We start from the raw sequence: 15,479 nt of genomic DNA on the forward strand, positions 1-15,479 counted from the left end.
CCGGTCTCCTAGAGCAGCGGCCGGTCAGCCGCGCGGGCTGGCCATCGGGCGACGGGTTTGGAATGGCCGCGCATTGTCGCCGTCAGCCGCGTGAAACTGTTGATCGAGGTGTAGAGGCCGAAGAAATGGTTGAGGACATTGGCGAAAACGAAGGCGACGGGGCGCGCGATCAGCGCCGGGTCGAACTCCACGGCTATGTCCGTTCCCGGCACCATCACCGAGCCGATCCGGGCATGGGAATTCTGCGCCTCGACATTGCTGATCGATTCAACCAGTTGCCGGGTTTCCGGACTGTCCCTGAAGGAATAGAGCGACAGAATATCCTTCAGCGGCGCTCCGCCATTGTCGGCGAGGGAAAGGTGATTGAGCAGCAGATGCGAGATGAGCCGCCATTCCCGCGCCGAGCGTTCGTTCACGCGTATGGCGGCGGTTGGCGGCATCAGCGCCTGAACCGAGCCCACCGCCTCATTGCCCGCCGAAAGCTGCAGGAACGGGTGGCCGCCGCCGAAGGGAAGCTGGCTCGGCAGCTCACGGTTGAGACACAGCGTATCGATGCTTGCTACCATATCGAGCGGTCCCAGAGGTCCGCGTTTTTGATCCACGAAGGCGATGTCGGTATCGGAAGAGCCATCGTCATCGAAACGGCGCTGAATCTGCCAGAACACATTCGAGCCGTTGTTACGCTGGGTGCGTCCGAAAAAGGGGGAGGTCTTTTCGGTCTGACCGGAGCGGCTGGTCAGCTGGACATTTTCGACGGCGTAAATCTCCCGTGTCCGCTGCCGCCTCGCATCCGGCAGAAGGCGATATTCCGTGCGCGTTCCGTCAAGGCTGAGCGGCTCGCAACTCTGCTTGAACAGGTTGATGACCGGGGAGGCGTTGAGCACGAAATCCTTGACGGAGACCATCCGCTCCAGCCGCGTGTCCGCCGCATCCAGATAGATGTAGAGTTCGCAATCGCCGCCGCTCCATCTGTGCAGCCCGTCAATATCGAGAAAGAGAAACTTCTGCGGCAAGGCGAAGAACTCGGTGAGCAGCCGGTATCCGTCGAAACTATTGGCGGGATAGGGCAGCATGGCCTGATCGCGTGTGTAGCCGGAAGGCCTGAGATTGCTGGCGGGCAGGAAGACAGCCTCCTTGTCTTCCGAGTGACGCGCAAGCGCCATCCCCACGCAGTGATTGGTCAAAAGCTCGTAAAGCGCAGTTGCCTGCTGCCACGCGGCGGACAGGAATAGCTGGAGTTTCGTCACGCCCATTTCGGGGAATGTGCTGCCGCGCGGCGCGGTGCTGCGCAGGGAAAGCCGCAGGCAGCTGGCCGCGCCGGCGAAGGACGGCGAAAATGGCGCGTCGATCGGCTGGCCGGCCAGGGTCGCTGCGGAAATCTGCAGCGGAACGATCTCCACCTCCTGCGTCGTGCGGAAACGGCAGCTCTCGCCCCCCACCGGTTCGGCGAGGATTTCGCTGTGACGCGGCAGGGTCTGCACGGTTGCCAGCGCCGGGCTCTGGGCAAACTGCACGACGCTCATCGATGGGATCGGGGCAAGATAGTGGGGGTAGAGCGTTTCCAGCAGGCTGTCCGACAGTTCAGGGAACTCGTCATCCAGTTTCTGGCGAACGCGGGCGGCGGAGTAGGCGAAACTCTGGATCAGCCGTTCGACATGCGGATCGTCGGCGACATCGCCCGTCATGCGCAGCCTGCCGGCGATTTTCGGGAACGCTGCCGCGAAACGCGACGCCCGTTTTCGCAGCGCGAAAAGTTCGTCATTGTATTTTTCGAGAAAGCCGTCAGCCATTCGTCGCCTCCACCAGAAACCGTTGCGTGGACGGATCGATCCGGGATTCAAAGCTGATCGGCGGCATGCCTTCCTGAAGATGGAAGGTCGCCTGAATGCGCATGCGCAGCGCCCGGTCGCCATCCGTGCGGTTCTTCAGGATCGTGACATGCACGTCCGCAAGGCGTGTTTCGAACAGGGAAATCCGCCGTTCGATACTACGCGCAAGCCGGGCCTTGGAGGCATCCGTCACCAGATTGGCGGAAAGAATGCCATCGACGCCATAGCTGACCAGCGCGTCGGAAAGCTCTTTCAGCGCCGCCGGTGGGCCGGCGGGATTGCGGCGTGTGTTGAGCAATGCCTCGAGATCGCGGCGGATCACCTCGCGCATTTCACGCGCCTGATCCTTGAGGCTGACGAGCGCATCCGTTTCCGCATCCGGCGCGTCATCCAGCAGCCGGTCCAGAATGGAGCGGGACAGCGTTCTCTGCCGTGTGCGATATTGCTCCAGCGGATCAACCACGCGCCGCCCGCCTTTCATCGTCGGATATGGCGGAAAGGGTGCCGATTTCATGGAACGGGACCACGTCGTCGCCAATCAGAAGGCAGCGTTGGCCTTGCCCGGTCGCCAGAGGCTGGCTTTCCTCGCTCCACCGTGTTTCCCGGCCGAGGAGGAGGCTGACATCGTCCTGCGCGCCGTGATAGATCGCCGGGAGCAGTACGGATGCGACCGCGCCATCGCGCAGCGTCAGTTCAGCATCGCGGAAAGCAAGGTCGCGTGGGCGACTCATGGGGTCGATCCTGAGGCTCTCGATGCGATCGTAATCGATCCACAGATAACGGCCGCCATTGGTCAGCACCTCCATCGCATGCGGAATCCGGTCGTCCAGGTCGCGGATATCGGCGGCGCGCTTGCCATCGTGGCCGATCGGTACTTCGCCGCGTTTTTCATCCAGTTCAGTCAAGGCGCTTCTGGCGCCTTCACCATCGCCGCTGCGTGCGGCGAGGTTCGCCTTGATCGCCAGTTGATCGAGTTCTGACGGGCCGCCGGGAAAATCTGGCACCGCACCGGTTTCGAACCAGGCGTTTCGCGCCGCCATGGCGCGCAGCTGGTGGCGAAAAAGGGAAAAGCCGACACTGTCCTGCGGCGAAAATGTCGCGGCGAGATTGCACTGGGCATCGGCTTTCTCGTATTCGCCGGCAAGGACAAGCAGGTCGATGTAGAAATGACGGCCGTCCTTGTCGGTGGGCTTGGTCTTCACGTGCTCGCGCGCAAGGCCGATCGCTTCCTGCAGCCTGTTATCGTCGAGAAGGCGGGAAATGTCGTCGCGCAGCGTCATGCGGATATCCTTTGCGGCTCGGCCGAAGGCCTTGATGTGGCGGCAGGCGGCATCATGGCTTCGGCAATGAGATGGAAGCTCGTGGAGACGTCGTCCAGTTGGAAGTGCGGCTGAAGACGCACGGTGCAGGAGAATGTTCCGGGCTTGCCGGGAACCTCGAAGACTTTGATCCCGGCGGAGCGCAGCGGATAACGGGCGCGCAGGGCGGCCTCGGCATCGTCGTTGCCGAGGGTGTAGGAGGAAAGCCACCCTTCCAGCTTGCGCTCGATTGTGGAGGCATCGCTCAACTGGCCGATGTCGTCGCGCATGATGACCTTGAGGTAGTGGGAGAACCGCGACGCGCAGAGGACATATTGCAGCATGGCGGCCAGACGGGCGTTCTGCCGCGCGGCCTCGCTGGAATAATGGCCGGGTGCATGGAGCGACTGGTTGGCGTTGAAGATCGCCATGCCGGAAAGATAGGTGGTGGAGACGGGCACGATCCCGAGATCCGAAAACTGCTGTTCCTGCCCCGTCGTCAGCTGCACTTCGACGGGGGGCTGTGCGGAGAGACCGTTGCTTTCGATGCCCAGATCGAGCGGAGGCAGTTGTCGGGAGGAGAGCATACCACCGTCAACCGCATCCTGCGTGACGCCGCGCAGATCCGAGAACCAGCCGGAATCGACGAAGTTTCGCACGACCACCGTGGCGAAGGCGAAGGCGGCGTTGCCCCAAAGCAGGGTTTCACCGCTTTCCGCCACATGCTCACGGAAGGGAAATCCGTCATCCCGCCCGCGGGCGTAGGGTCTGTAGGGGGAGCGCAGCAGGACACGCGGCGCAACGAGGCCCAGGAAGCGGGAATCGTCGCGCGCGCGAAGCGCATTCCACCGCAACCGCGATTTATCCTGTTTCAGGGAGGAGAAGTCGTGAACCCGGCTGAGTTCGGAAAAATCCTGCAGCCCCACTGCGGAGGGTGCCGCAGCCGCTATGAAGGGGCAGAAGGCCGCTGCCGCCACCATGCCGATCTGCGACAGCGTCGTGATGGAATCTGCACCCTGCACGTCATCAGGGGAAAATGCATAGTCGCCGATCAGCAGACCGACCGGTTCGCCGCCCGGCATGCCGAATTCGCGATTATAGACGACTTCGAAAAGATGGCTCTGGTCGAAATCGGTGGCGCGTTCCGTGTTTCGGGAAAGGTCGCGCCAGCTGGCGTTCAGCAGTTTCACCTTGACGTCGGTGCTGCGGCCCGCTTCGCGCACGACCATGGCAAGCCCGCGCCATCTTGCTTCCATCGCCTGAAAATCAGGATGATGGAGAATGGCGTTCACCTGGCCGGTCAGCGCCTCATCGATGAGGGCGATGAGCTGGTCGGCAAAAATGCGGGCGTCCGGAAAGGACTGATGCGCCATGGATGGGCTCCGGGTGAAGAACGGGTGGCGGGGTGGCGAACCACCCCCGTCCGGGTTCAGTTCTTGGACGGAATACGAGCGACCATGCGTAGCGAGGTCGTCAGTTCTTCCATCTGCAACCAGGGTCGCATCCATGCGACGGCGTTGTACGCGCCGGGTTTGCCCGGCACTTCCTGCACCGTTACCTTGGCGTCGCGCAGCGGATATTTCGCCCGGCTTTCCTCACCGGCCTCGTCATTGGCGTTGACGTAGTTGGCGATCCAGCGATTGAGCCAGACCTCGCAATCGGACGCCTCCATGAAGGAGCCGATCTTGTCGCGGCCCATCACTTTGAGATAATGCGCAAAGCGCGATGTGGCCATGATATAGGGCAGGCGGGCCGAAACGGCGGCGTTGGCCGTCGCTTCCGGCTTGTCGTAAAGCTTCGGCTTGTGCGCGGTCTGGGCACCGAAGAATACGGCATAATCCGTGTTCTTGTAGTGGCAGAGCGGTAGGAAACCGAGCTTGCCGAGTTCGGCGTCGCGACGGTCGGTAATGCCCACTTCGGTCGGGCATTTCAGATCAAGATCGCCATCGTCGCTGGAGAAGACGTGCATGGGCAGATTTTCCACCCGGCCGCCGTTTTCCGCACCGCGGATTGCCGTGCACCAGCCGCTTTTTGCAAAAGCCTCGGTCAGCTTCGTGCCCATGACATAGGCGGCGTTCATCCAGCAATATTCATCATGCTGCAGGTCGCCATTGGCGGCGCCTTTTGTCTCATCATAGGCGAAGTCGTCGATGGGATTGGTTTTCGGGCCATAGGGCATGCGCGCCAGAACACGCGGCAGGGCGAGCGTGACGAAACGGGAGTCGTCGCTTTCGCGGAAGCTGCGCCACTTGGCATATTCCACCGTATCGAAGATTTTCTCCAGGTCGCGCGGCCGGGCAAGATCACGATAATCCTCAAAGCCGAACATGTGCGGGCTCGCCGCGGAGATGAACGGTGCGAAGGCCGCTGCCGCGATCGACGATACGCCCTGAAGCAACTGCACGTCATCGAAGGAATTGTCGAATTCGTAATCGCCGACGATGGCCCCGAGCGGTTCGCCGCCGGGAGTGCCGAATTCGTCTTCGTAAATCGCCTTGAAGAGGCGGGACTGGTCGAATTCCACGGCTTTTTCCAGATCCCGCGCCAGTTCCCGCTTGCCGGCATTCATGACGCGGATCTTGAGATTAACGCTCGTCTCGGAATTCTTGACGAGGTAGTTGAGCCCCCGCCACGTGCCTTCCAGCTTGGCGAATTCCGGCGCCTGCATGATGGCGGCGAGCTGCTCGGAAATCGTCCGGTCCAGTTCGGCAATGGCGTGGTTGAGGGTGACGGTGAGGTTGCGGTCGTATTTGACCGTTCCTTTCAGGGCCTGGTCGGTCAGCGTGCGCAGCAGATTTTGCGCGCGGTCCGGTTCGGTCTGGCGGGTTGCGGCAACCACCTTGGACAGCAATCCGTTCTCTTCGGCGGTTGTTGCCTGTGCCTCGTTTTTTAGCAGGCTTTCAGCGCTCATGTTCCAGTCCTTCCACATGCGGCTTTGAAATTGCCGCTTGAACAGTTGAAGCCCCGCCATGGGGCCGTTCGGGGAGGTTTTCCTCCGCACAGGCGATTATTCGCTCGCGCCGTTTTTTTCCTTCAGTTCGGAAACCAGCGTTGCGAGATCAGTCTTGTTCTGGAGAATATCCTCGAGCATCCGCTCCAGATCCTCCGAACGGTCGGCCTTGGAAAGCAGGTCGCGCAACTCGTTGCGAGCATCCAGAAGCGCCTTCAGGGCCGGTACCTGCTGCACGACGGCGCCGGGTTCGAAGTCGTCCATGCTCTCGAATTTCAGGTTGACCTGCATATCCGTCCCGTCTTTCTGCAGCGTATTGGGAACGGCGATGTTGAGGCCTGGCGTCATGCGGCGCATCACCTCGTCGAAATTGTCGCGGTCGATCTGAACGAATTTGCGTTCGCCGAACGGCTTGAGCGGCTGGGTCGGGTTGCCGGAGAAATCACCGAGCACGCCGACAACGAAGGGCAGTTCCTTGACCACCATCGCACCTTCGGTCTCGACCTCGTATTTGATGTGGACCCGGGGCTTGCGAACCCGCTCCAGCTTTTCATGTACACTTGCCATTTCAACCTCCTTGATGCCCCGTTGGCATAGATGACTGTTTCGGGACGGCGTCTCGTCCCGTTATTTCCCGTTGTTTTCTCCGCCGGGTTTGATGCCGGCGGCCGTCAGAACTGCGTTGCGGGCCTGCGTTTCCGGCAAAAGCTCGGCCAACAGCTCCGAGAAATCCATGCGTCCCCTGCGAACCAGCGTTTCGATGGACAGGGAAATCGGTGAATGCGGCTCGGTACGGCGAAAGTAACGCGCAACCGAGAGAAGAGTTTCAAACGCCTCATCCCGCGATGATATGCCTTCCGGGGAGGCCGAGGACGCTCTTGCCGCCGGTTGCCCATCGTCGTCCGCGCCCGGAACCGCGGCTGTCGCCTGCGCGACGGGCGCCGGTTCCTGATCCCGCCCGCCAAGCGTGCGAATGGCGGCGGCGGCCTCGATGAGCGTATTTCGTATGTTGGAACTCGGCGGCGCGGCCTGGCCGCAGCGCTCGGAAAGAACAGCGGTGATGGCGTCAAATGCGGCGAGACAGGCCGTCACTTCCGCCAGATGGGAAGACATGGCGGCAACGCCGGCTTCGGAGGCGGCGCGATACAGTTCCTCGCGGCGTTTGCTCTCGTTCGGCCGCTGCGCCAGCTGGAAATCCCAGAGACTGTGTTCCGCGAATTTGCCTCCCGGGATCAGGGGCGCTAGCCGGAGCGGTTGAACAAGTGTCCCTTCGCTGCCAATGCCGTTCAATCCCGCAAAAGGTGCAAATTTTTCTTCATCATTATCGTCGCTGATCGACCGCAATGAGTCCCAGTGGTTGCAAAAAAGATCGCGGCAGAGGTCATAGATTTCGCGCAGTCCATGAAAGCCGCGCAGCCGCAGGCTTGCTTCGGCAAGCCATGCCAATATTTCTATATCCTTGCTTTCGGAATATATAATCTGCAATCCCAGATTGCTGACACTGTCCCAGCTACTGGAGATCTTCAAGTTATCTTGAGGGGAAGCGGCACGCTCTTCTGTGCGTGCGTGGTTTCTTTCATCCTTAATTCTGTAGTATATTTCACGCGTTCTTGAATCGATGCGGATATTTTCTCCGCAATCTCCAAACAATTCTACATCTCTTTTAACTTGCGGTGCGTTCAAGAGCAGTCTATCCCCAGAAAATAGTAATGGATTTTTTGTAGTTACTTCCCTTACGTAAGGCTATTCCTCAGACAGACTTATTCTAAATGTGTCTAAATTGTGGCGTCTATTGCTTAATCTCACCTGACAAAAAATAAACTTCGGGGTGGACAACCGGGTTTCATCATCATAGTTATTCCACGTCACGTTGTGGAATGGACCGGGGCAGGAGGCTCATTGCATGTCGCATATCGATATCAATCGCCTCGTTGAAGCGCTTGAGCCTGACCTGCGCGTCACCCTTGAAGCTGCGGCTTCCATTGCGGTGCGTATGGGGCACAGGTATGTGGATATCCCGCATTGGCTGCTGGCGGTTGTAGATGCCGGTATCTATGCGGAAACATTCGAGGAATTAAAAATTCCACTTCCGGTATTGCAGGCTGAAATCGGCCGCAGCCTCGAAGAGGCGATTATCGGCGATGGGGAGGCGTTGTCGCTTTCCCAGAACATCCTGACGGCGGGCCGGGAGGCCTGGGTTCTGGCTTCGCTGGAGGCCGGACGTGACCGGGTGACGCTTTGCGACCTGCTGCTGGCGATGGATGAGGAAACCTCACTTCGCTCCTTCGTCCGTTCGGCATTCCCGTCCCTGAAGGCGATGGATCGGGCAGCGCTCGAACGCCTTCGCAGTGTGGTTGACGACAAAAAGGGCGGGGATTTTTCCGCCGCGCCCGCCAGTTCGGGACCGGCCGCCGGCCAGAACGACTTTCTGCGCCTTTATACCCAGGACATGACCGCCGATGCCCGGAACGGCAAGGTCGATCCGGTGATCGGCCGCGATGACGAGCTGCGCCAGCTCGTTGATATTCTGACGCGCCGCAGACAGAACAACCCCATTCTCGTGGGTGAGGCTGGTGTCGGCAAAACCGCGGTTGCGGAAGCGCTGGCGCTTGAGATCGTGTCGGGAAGTGTTCCGGAAAAACTGCGCAATGTGCGCCTGCTGAACCTCGATATTTCGCTGCTTCAGGCCGGCGCCGGCGTTAAGGGCGAGTTTGAGCGGCGTCTTCACGGCGTGATCGATGCGGTAAAACGCTCGGCCGAACCGGTCATCCTGTTCATCGATGAGGCGCATGGTCTTGTCGGTGCGGGCGGCACGGCGGGCCAGGGCGATGCGGCCAATATCCTCAAGCCCGCCCTCGCAAGAGGCGAGGTGCGGACCGTCGCGGCCACGACCTGGAGCGAATACAAGAAATATTTCGAGAAGGACGCGGCGCTGACGCGTCGTTTCCAGCCCGTGCACGTGCGCGAGCCAGACGAGGCGACCGCAATACGGATGCTGCGGGGTGTGGCGGATACTTTCGTCAGCCATCACAACGTCACCGTTCGTGACGAGGCGATCGTCGCGGCGGTGCAATTATCCGCGCGTTACATGCCGGCAAGGCAATTGCCGGACAAGGCGGTAAGCCTTCTCGACACGGCTGCCGCTGCCGTTTCGCTGGCGCGGCAGACCCCGCCGGAGCGGCTGCGCGCCATGGAAAGCGAACGACGCCTTCTGTCCGACGAGTTGAACTGGCTTCTGCGTGAACCGCAGGATGAAGACATGCAAGGCCGCATTCAGTCGATACGCGACGAGCTTGAAAGGCTCGAGACCGGCATCGTTGATCTGCGTGGCCGTTACGATGCGGAAATGGCCGAACTTGCCGCGCTCAGCGAAGAGCAGGCGGATGAGACCGGCGCGTCGAACATATCGCGCCTGCGGCCCGTCGGTGAGGTTCAGCCGGCAAATGTCGAGAGACTTGTGCCGACGGTGGTGGACCGCGACGCTATCGCCTCCGTCGTTTCTCGGTGGACCGGGATTCCGCTTGGCAAACTGCTTGCGGACCAGATCGAAAGCGCACGCACGCTGGATGATCGCATGCGGCAGCGGGTCGTCGGGCAGGATGCCGCAATCGGCCGGATTGCCGACGCCATGCGCACCGCCCGCGCCGGATTGTCCGATCCGCGCCGTCCGCCGGCCGTGTTTTTCCTTGTCGGCATGTCCGGAACGGGCAAGACCGAGACGGCGCTATCGCTGGCGGACCTGCTCTACGGCGGCAACAGCCACCTGACGACGATCAACATGTCGGAGTTCAAGGAGGAGCACAAGGTTTCGCTGCTTCTTGGCTCGCCGCCCGGCTATGTCGGTTTCGGTGAGGGCGGCGTGCTGACCGAAGCGGTGCGCCGCAGGCCGTTCGGGGTTCTGCTGCTCGATGAAATCGACAAGGCGCATCCCGGCGTACAGGATATTTTCTACCAGGTATTCGACAAGGGTGTGCTTCGCGATGGCGAAGGTCGCGACGTCGATTTCAAGAACACCACGATCTTCATGACGGCCAATACCGGCTCGGACCTGCTTTCGGCACTTTCCGCCGATCCCGATACGATGCCGGAAGGCGAGGCGCTGGAAGCGCTGCTGATGCCGGAGCTGACGAAACAGTTCAAGCCCGCCTTCCTCGGGCGCACGATCATCTTGCCCTTCATGCCTCTCGGGGCAGAACAGCTGGCGAGGATCGTGGCTATGCAGATTGACAAGATCAGGGAACGGGTGCTGGCGACCTATGGCGCTGACCTGACCTTGTCAGACGGAGCGCGCGACGCATTGGTGACGCGCGCCGGCGCAAGCGACATCGGTGCGCGCGCCATCGAAATCATGATCGGCAAGGATCTCCTGCCGCCTCTCTCCAGCTTTTTCCTCGCGAAAGTCGTTGCGGGAGAGCGGGTCGGAAAGGTCGTTGTCGATTTTGAAGAAAATCGGTTCGGCATTCGTGCCGAAGCGGCTGGGGAAAAGAATGAATTCGTCGCGACCGAAGGGGTTGGGATGGATGAAGTTGCCGCGTCGGAAGGGACTACCCGACGCATGCGGCATTAGACGAAGGGCAACTCGGCCTCGAAGCAAGAGGTCATTTCAGCTACAGGAGCTTACAGCATGCCAATTTATCTGCAGATTGACGGTATCCAGGGCGACGCTACGCACGAAGAGCACCGCAAGTGGATGGACATCGAAGCCATTCACTGGAACGTCGCCCGCAACATGAACACTTCTGCTGGTTCTGCTGCAAACCGCGAAGCATCAGAACCGACGATTTCGGAAGTCATTCTGACCAAGGTTAGCGATTCTTCTTCCACCAAGCTTTTCCAGGAAGCCTGCGCCGGCCGTACCGGCAAGCTGGCGACAGTCCACATGGTAACCACCGGCAACCCCGGCAATACCTATATCGAGTACCTGCTGACGAATACGCTTATCGCCAGCTACTCGGTGGATTCCAGCGGCGACCGTCCGGTTGAGACCATCAAGCTCAACTTCACCAAGATGGAAGTGAAGTACACGCCGTTCGACGACAACAACTCGCCGCAGTCTCCGATGATCGCTTCCTACGATCTGGCGACGACCAAGGCCGCTTGATAGCCACGCGACCCGGTGCCGGTATCGGCCGGCACCGGACCATTTTCATTGCAGTTTTGCAGTTCACGTCGTGATGTTTCTCATCCACGTTGGACGAAGCGGGTTTTTCATGCGCTCCCAATATGCGTTTCTTGTTCCCATGTCGTTTGTTCTGGCTCTTTCCGGTTCCTCACCGGCCGGGGCGGCGGAACGGACATGGATATTCTCCGGTGCCGAACTCAAGCAGGCAATCGAGGGCAAGCTCGCTCCGGAAGTGTCTGATCCGGAAATGCGGCGGCTGGTTTCCGTCGCCAAATCCAGCGCCTATATCGCCGGTGTGGCCGACCTTACGGGCGGATCGGACTGGTGTGGTGCAGGCACCGTGGCGCCTCATGAACTCACCGACCGGATCTACACCTATCTCGGCGATCTCCCTGCGGAAAAACTGGATGAACAGGCAGCCATTCTCGTGCGGGAGGCGCTTGTGTCCTCCTTTCCCTGTGAGCCGAAAAGTAACTAGTGGGATAAGCCATGCGCGTTAACTTTGACACTCTTTATGCCAATTATCCGAGCAGCGAACCCTCGCATTCCAACTATATCAGCCAGCGTGATCTGTTCACCGAAATCGGCTGGGAAGATTATATCGGCAATCCGAACTATCATAATACCTGCGCGATCCGTGTCAGCATCGCATTCGTGAAATCGGGCATCAATATTGTACCCGCCTCGCACCGCATCCAGAAGGGCGCCTATGCCGGAAAAGGCATCGAGGTCAACATGCGCCGCCTTGCCGCTTTGCTGAGAAGGACCGGCTATCTCGGCGAGCATGAGCCCTTTACGCCGGCAACGGCGCGAACCGGTATCGGTGCACGCAACGGCGTCGTCGCATTCAACAACATTCCGGGCTACAGCGGCGGCGGTCATATCGACCTCGTGCGAGGTGGTGCGGAGGCCGCGCAATGCGCATCGGCTTGCTACTATAATTCGGAAACGATCTGGTTCTGGCCCCTGCAGGCCGGTCGCGTATCCTGATTCAGGAGTATCTCATGACCGATCAACCTTCATCTGCTGATTTCGTTCAGGCCAGCCGCGTTCTCAAGGTCAAGTCTCCGCTCGGCGAGGATCAGTTGCTGCCGGAGCGTCTGTCGGTCGATGAGGGCGTGTCGCAACTCTTCGATATCCGCCTGACGGTGCGGGCAAAGAAAGACGCGGTCAAGCCCGAAGAACTGATCGGACGGCTGGTTGATGTCTCGGTGGAGGTAAGCCAGGGAGATGGTGAAGACGGCGGCGGTACCCGCCGCCCCTTCAACGGCTTGGTGACCGAACTACATGAGGGACCGCCGATCACCCGCGGGCTGCGCTCCTATGCGCTGACCATCCGGCCGCAAATGTGGCTTCTGTCACGCCGTTCCGATTGCCGCATCTGGATGGACAAGACCGCGATCGAGATCGTCGAGACGCTGTTTTCCGAACACGGCATTCCCGCTCCCGATACATCAGGCATCATCTCGCCGCCGCCGGCACAGCACTACAGCGTGCAATTCAACGAGACCGACCTGGATTATCTCGCCCGTCGTTTCGAAGAGGACGGGCTGTTCTACTGGTTTGCCCATGAGGATGGTTCCCACAAGCTGCATGTGGCCGACAGCGCCAGCGGCTGGCTTGCCCCGTCTGCTTCGGCGCAGGGCGAGGGTACGGTACGTCTGGCGCAGGGGTCTTCGGATCGCAACCACATCAATGACTGGGCGCGCCGCTTTTCCTACGTTTCGGGTCAGCGGGCCGGTGCCGACTGGAACTTCGAGACGCCGGGCATGGTGCCTGGTACGATGACGCCATCGCTGGTGCAGATGCCGGATGCGACCAAGCGCGAGCTTTATGAATATCCGGCCCGGATCAGCACGGTGGAAGAGGCGGAGCGGGCGCAGAAACTGCGCACCCAGTCGATCGAGGCTGATCATGACCGTGTGTTCGGCGCGTCCACCTCGCGCACTCTGGAGGCGGGCCGCCGCTTTACCCCATACGAGGTCGCCCACCCCGAACATGCGTATGAAGAGCATGTCATCATCCGTGCGAGCCACAACATCGTGGACCTTTCCTATGAAACAAACGGCAACGAGCCGGAATATCGCAACAGTTTCGAGGCGATCCCCGCCCGCGTGCCGCTGACACCGCATCGGTCAACAAAACGCCCGCGCATCGAAGGCACGCAGGTGGCGATCGTCGCCGGTCCGGAAGGCGAGGAAATCCATCCCGACCAATATGGCCGTATCAAGCTGTGGTTTCCCTGGGACCGCAAGGCGAAGAAGGATGGAACCGATACGTGCTGGGTGCGGGTGGCGCAGAACTGGGCGGGCTCCACCTGGGGCGGCCAGATCATTCCCCGCATCGGCATGGAGGTGATGGTTGCCTTCGTGGACGGCGATCCCGACCGTCCGCTGGTGACCGGTGTGGTGCCGAATGCACGCCAGACGGTGCCCTATGAGTTACCGGCAAATAAGACGCGGAGCACTTTCAGGACCAATACACACAAGGGGGCTGGATTTAATGAACTGCGGTTTGAGGATGAAGCAGAACAGGAAGAGGTATTTCTGCACGCTCAAAAGGATACAAACTTTGAAATTCTAAATGACTATTCCAAGCGCGTGGGGCACGACAAATCGGAACTCGTGGCCAACGATAAATCGACGGAAGTTGGTGGCGATCATGATGAGGTTATCGCGGGCAATATGTCGATTGCGGTAGGCGAGAATGCCTTGTCAAACCTTTTGAGGGACAAGACGAAGCTTGTTTTCGACAAGGTTGGCGCGGCATTGGGTAAACTCAAAATTCCGGACCCTTTCAATTTCGCAAAAGGGAATTTCCAGCTTTTCGTCGAGAAAAATCACTCGCAGGTCGTCGGTATTGGTTCCTCGGAGGTTGTCGGCGGGGCCAAATCAACCGTTGTTGGGCACACCTATCAAACAACGGTCGGCAAAGCTCACAGTGTCATCGTTCGGGGGCGCTCTGACACGGATATCGGGCGTATCATGAACATCCGGGTGGGCGAACAATTGACGATCAAAGTAGGAGAGAATTCGATGCTGACGATGTCGCGCGAGGGGCATATCGTGATTCAAGGCAAGCATATTCATTTCCAAGCCGACCAGATTACGCAGAACTGAGTGTAGGCCATGGCTGAGAAACCATCAGGATTGCCACCGTCTCGTATGCTGGGGGTGCCTTTTTCCGCATATGACGACGACAATGTCCTGGACATGTTGAAAACCGACCTGTCGACATTCAAGCGTCATCCGTTTTTTCCGGTGTCTCCGGGGATCACGCCGCCATTTCGCGCGGATGCTCCCCAGCCGTCGTTCAATTCCAACGGCGGATTATGCGAATACATACCCGCTGTCGACGAGACCGTGCTTTTCGGGCGGTCGTCCAGCGCAAACAAACTCCTTCCTCAGAACGAGCGTGAAAACGAGAACAAGGAAAGCGCCAGCGCTTGGAAGTTTGGTGAACTAAGCCAGGACTATAAGGACGCCGGCATCGGCAAGAAATATCAACGCGGCGTCAGGGAGTATCTTGCTTCGGGCTACACACGCCGCAATCCGGATGGAAAGACCGCCCATGACACCGACTGGCGGGGTAAATGGAAGGAACGCAATTTCCAGGTTGCCGAATATACCTGGTGGAAACACGATAAGAAGGTGGCTGGAGACAGCTTTGGCGATCCGGCAAAGGATTGGGCTTCGGGAGAATACAAGCTCGGGGCACGAGAAGGTGATGGTAAGGCCGGGTTCTCTATCACCAAAGGCGGAATTGACGCCAAATTGAGCGCAAAAGCCAGTGCCGCCGCTGCTCAGGGCAAGGTTGAAGTTCTCAAGGACCAGGTCATCTCCGGAGCCGCGAAAGGCGCGGTGCTGAAAGGAGAGGTGGAGGGTGAGGTTGCTTTTGTCGGTAACCCGGAAGAGGTAACGGGGACACTGAAACTTGCCGCCAAGGCGAATGTCATTGAGGGCTCAGTCAACGGAGAACTCTGCCTGACGCCAAGCCGTGTTGGCAATCCTGTCATCAAAGCGTGGAACTGGCTGTTTGAAGAGCACAACCAACTCATCGAAGATAAATGGGATATTGGCGTGTGTCTTGGCGGTGAGCTGCAGGGAGCTGTTGGGGCTCAGGCTGAGGCATCTGCGGAAGCAGGTGTGAAAAATGGCAAGGCGCGCGCCGAAGTTGGCGCAAAACTTGGATTCGGCCTGGGCGGCGGTGCGAAAGTATCGGGCGGACTGACGGGTCTTGATAAGGCCGCAGACCTCATCAAGGGATGGCAGGGAAAATGA

General features: G+C 59.7%; 13 protein-coding genes. 6 read left to right on the forward strand and 7 right to left on the reverse strand.

The features are described 5' to 3' along the window. Positions 1-8: 8 nt before the first annotated feature. The 7 genes from tssF to tssA all read right to left on the reverse strand — a co-directional run bounded on the left by tssF (position 9) and on the right by tssA (position 7,760). Positions 9-1,790 (reverse strand): type VI secretion system baseplate subunit TssF, encoded by a 1,782-nt coding sequence (gene tssF, locus FCH38_RS16510; RefSeq protein ID WP_174374405.1) that lies wholly within the window; start codon positions 1,788-1,790, stop codon positions 9-11. Beyond that, positions 1,783-2,292 (reverse strand): type VI secretion system baseplate subunit TssE, encoded by a 510-nt coding sequence (gene tssE, locus FCH38_RS16515; RefSeq protein ID WP_174374406.1) that lies wholly within the window; start codon positions 2,290-2,292, stop codon positions 1,783-1,785. The genes tssF and tssE overlap by 8 nt, the downstream gene beginning before the upstream one ends. After that, positions 2,285-3,109 (reverse strand): type VI secretion system accessory protein TagJ, encoded by an 825-nt coding sequence (locus FCH38_RS16520; protein WP_174374407.1) that lies wholly within the window; start codon positions 3,107-3,109, stop codon positions 2,285-2,287. The genes tssE and FCH38_RS16520 overlap by 8 nt, the downstream gene beginning before the upstream one ends. After that, a complete protein-coding gene (gene tssC, locus FCH38_RS16525) occupies positions 3,106-4,500 on the reverse strand; it encodes a type VI secretion system contractile sheath large subunit (RefSeq protein WP_174374408.1) in 1,395 nt (464 codons plus the stop codon). The genes FCH38_RS16520 and tssC (FCH38_RS16525) overlap by 4 nt, the downstream gene beginning before the upstream one ends. Before the next feature lie 56 nt (positions 4,501-4,556). Then, positions 4,557-6,038, reverse strand: a complete 1,482-nt coding sequence (tssC, locus tag FCH38_RS16530; RefSeq protein WP_153517078.1) for a type VI secretion system contractile sheath large subunit — start codon at positions 6,036-6,038, stop codon at positions 4,557-4,559. Positions 6,039-6,134: 96 nt separating this feature from the next. Next, positions 6,135-6,644, reverse strand: coding sequence for a type VI secretion system contractile sheath small subunit (gene tssB / locus FCH38_RS16535; protein WP_149900662.1), 510 nt, complete (start codon positions 6,642-6,644; stop codon positions 6,135-6,137). A 60-nt stretch (positions 6,645-6,704) separates the two neighbouring features. Further along, entirely contained in the window at positions 6,705-7,760 is a 1,056-nt protein-coding gene (tssA, locus tag FCH38_RS16540; RefSeq protein WP_174374409.1) for a type VI secretion system protein TssA, read from the reverse strand. 220 nt (positions 7,761-7,980) lie between these two features. Here tssA and tssH point away from each other — a divergent pair, with 220 nt between their 5' ends. From tssH to FCH38_RS16570, 6 genes are all read left to right on the forward strand, one after another. Beyond that, positions 7,981-10,644, forward strand: coding sequence for a type VI secretion system ATPase TssH (tssH, locus tag FCH38_RS16545; RefSeq protein WP_174374410.1), 2,664 nt, complete (start codon positions 7,981-7,983; stop codon positions 10,642-10,644). Between the two features lie 57 nt (positions 10,645-10,701). Beyond that, on the forward strand, positions 10,702-11,178 hold the full coding sequence (locus FCH38_RS16550) for an Hcp family type VI secretion system effector (RefSeq protein WP_046801021.1): 477 nt from the start codon (positions 10,702-10,704) through the stop codon (positions 11,176-11,178). 109 nt (positions 11,179-11,287) lie between these two features. Then, positions 11,288-11,677 carry a Rap1a/Tai family immunity protein gene (locus FCH38_RS16555; RefSeq protein WP_174374411.1) on the forward strand — a complete coding sequence of 130 codons (390 nt, stop codon included), beginning with the start codon at positions 11,288-11,290 and terminating at the stop codon, positions 11,675-11,677. Positions 11,678-11,688: 11 nt separating this feature from the next. Then, complete coding sequence (locus tag FCH38_RS16560; RefSeq protein WP_149900666.1) at positions 11,689-12,189, forward strand: type VI secretion system amidase effector protein Tae4; 501 nt, start codon at positions 11,689-11,691, stop codon at positions 12,187-12,189. Between the two features lie 14 nt (positions 12,190-12,203). After that, positions 12,204-14,318, forward strand: coding sequence for a type VI secretion system tip protein TssI/VgrG (tssI, locus tag FCH38_RS16565; protein WP_174374412.1), 2,115 nt, complete (start codon positions 12,204-12,206; stop codon positions 14,316-14,318). A 9-nt stretch (positions 14,319-14,327) separates the two neighbouring features. Continuing rightward, the gene (locus tag FCH38_RS16570) at positions 14,328-15,479 is read left to right on the forward strand and encodes a hypothetical protein (protein WP_149900668.1); all 1,152 of its coding nucleotides are present in this window, start codon (positions 14,328-14,330) and stop codon (positions 15,477-15,479) included.

The sequence above is a fragment of the Agrobacterium tumefaciens genome, assembly GCF_013337285.1.
Classification (GTDB): Bacteria; Pseudomonadota; Alphaproteobacteria; order Rhizobiales; family Rhizobiaceae; genus Agrobacterium; species Agrobacterium burrii.

Coding starts and splice junctions, on each gene's coding strand:
- FCH38_RS16570 (WP_149900668.1), top strand. CDS start 14,328: ATGGCTGAGAAACCATCAGGATTGCCACCGTCTCGTATGCTGGGGGTG.
- tssI (WP_174374412.1), top strand. CDS start 12,204: ATGACCGATCAACCTTCATCTGCTGATTTCGTTCAGGCCAGCCGCGTT.
- tssC (WP_153517078.1), bottom strand. CDS start 6,038: ATGAGCGCTGAAAGCCTGCTAAAAAACGAGGCACAGGCAACAACCGCC.
- FCH38_RS16550 (WP_046801021.1), top strand. CDS start 10,702: ATGCCAATTTATCTGCAGATTGACGGTATCCAGGGCGACGCTACGCAC.
- FCH38_RS16560 (WP_149900666.1), top strand. CDS start 11,689: ATGCGCGTTAACTTTGACACTCTTTATGCCAATTATCCGAGCAGCGAA.
- tssB (WP_149900662.1), bottom strand. CDS start 6,644: ATGGCAAGTGTACATGAAAAGCTGGAGCGGGTTCGCAAGCCCCGGGTC.
- tssC (WP_174374408.1), bottom strand. CDS start 4,500: ATGGCGCATCAGTCCTTTCCGGACGCCCGCATTTTTGCCGACCAGCTC.
- tssH (WP_174374410.1), top strand. CDS start 7,981: ATGTCGCATATCGATATCAATCGCCTCGTTGAAGCGCTTGAGCCTGAC.
- FCH38_RS16555 (WP_174374411.1), top strand. CDS start 11,288: ATGCGCTCCCAATATGCGTTTCTTGTTCCCATGTCGTTTGTTCTGGCT.
- FCH38_RS16520 (WP_174374407.1), bottom strand. CDS start 3,109: ATGACGCTGCGCGACGACATTTCCCGCCTTCTCGACGATAACAGGCTG.
- tssF (WP_174374405.1), bottom strand. CDS start 1,790: ATGGCTGACGGCTTTCTCGAAAAATACAATGACGAACTTTTCGCGCTG.